This window comes from Paenibacillus ihuae (assembly GCF_001368795.1).
GTDB classification, from domain to species: domain Bacteria; phylum Bacillota; class Bacilli; order Paenibacillales; family Paenibacillaceae; genus Paenibacillus_AQ; species Paenibacillus_AQ ihuae.
Map to the genome: position 1 here is coordinate 364,739 of NZ_LN831198.1, position 1,509 is coordinate 366,247.

1 protein-coding gene and 1 pseudogene are annotated in these 1,509 nt (G+C 59.1%); both read left to right on the forward strand.

Features of this window, described 5'->3' with window-relative positions:
• On the forward strand, window positions 1-1,130 hold a 1,130-nt coding region (gene hutU / locus AQR02_RS01675; RefSeq protein ID WP_054939119.1), incomplete at its 5' end, for a urocanate hydratase.
• 18 nt (window positions 1,131-1,148) lie between these two features.
• Window positions 1,149-1,509: pseudogene (locus AQR02_RS33320) on the forward strand (imidazolonepropionase); the annotation flags it as partial.

Below are 1,509 nucleotides of genomic sequence, written 5' to 3' on the forward strand. Positions count from 1 at the left end.
CCCAGCCGCTGGCCGTAACGATGAATGATGGAGTATTCATCGGGATAGATGTGGACCGGACCCGGATCGAGAAGCGTATCCAGTCCAAGTACTGTGATGTTCTAATAGAGACGATGGAAGAAGCGCTGTCCCTGGCAGAAGCCGCCAGAAGCGAAGGGCGTCCGCTGTCCATCGGCCTCTTGGGCAATGCGGCGGAGCTGCTGCCGCGGATGATCGCGCACGGGTTCGTTCCGGACATTCTCACCGACCAGACGTCGGCCCATGATCCGCTGAACGGATATGTGCCTGCCGGGTACACTATCGAAACCGGCAGGCAGCTCCGGCTGGAGAACCCTCAGGAATACACTGCACTAGCGAAAAAGAGCATCGCCCGGCATGTCGAAGCGATGCTTGAACTGCAGAGCAAGGGAGCCGTCACCTTCGATTACGGCAACAACATACGCCAGGTGGCTTATGATCAGGGCGTCAATCGGGCGTTTCATTTCCCCGGATTTGTTCCCGCCTATATCCGCCCGCAATTCTGTGAGGGGAAAGGGCCGTTCCGTTGGGTAGCTCTGTCAGGTGATCCCGAGGACATCTACAAGACCGATGCCGCGATCATGCAGGCGTTCCCGGATAATGCAGGGCTGCAGAGATGGATTACTCTGGCCCGGGAGAAAATTGCCTTCCAGGGCCTGCCCGCCCGGATCTGCTGGCTCGGCTATGGGGAACGGGCCAAATTCGGCCGGATTATTAATGATATGGTAGCCTCCGGGGAGCTGTCCGCGCCGGTTGTCATCGGCCGGGATCATCTCGACGCCGGATCAGTGGCATCACCCAACCGGGAGACCGAAGCTATGCTGGACGGCAGTGACGCCATCTCCGATTGGCCGCTCCTGAACGCGATGGTCAATACGGCTGCCGGGGCCAGCTGGGTCTCCCTTCACCACGGCGGCGGAGTCGGAATGGGTTATTCCCAGCACGCGGGGATGGTTGTGGTAGCGGATGGCACGAAGGAAGCGGAAGCAAGGCTTGAACGGGTGCTGACGACAGACCCCGGCATGGGGGTTGTCCGCCATGCGGATGCGGGATATCCGCTGGCTGTGGATACAGCCCGGGCCAAGGGCATCCGCATGCCCATGCTGGACTAGAGGGAAAGGAGCAGCCATATGATTCATATTCATGGCGCAGCCCAGATTGCTACGCTGGGGGGAGCCAGCACGAAGCCGAAGACGGGTAGAGAGATGGAGCAGCTTGGACTGATCGAAGACGGCGGTATTGTGATCGAGGACGGGATTTTTGTGTTCGTGGGCAGCAGCGGGGAGGCCAGCAGTTATGTTAAGGAGCACTCCGGGGATAAGCCGGTTACAGTGCTGTCTGCGGCCGGGAAGACGGTTACTCCGGGGCTCATTGACCCGCATACGCATATCGTATTTGCCGGATCACGGGAATTCGAGCTGAATCTGCGGCTTCAGGGCGCTAAATATTTGGATATTTTGAAGGCAGGCGGGGGGAGTTCTTTATACCACG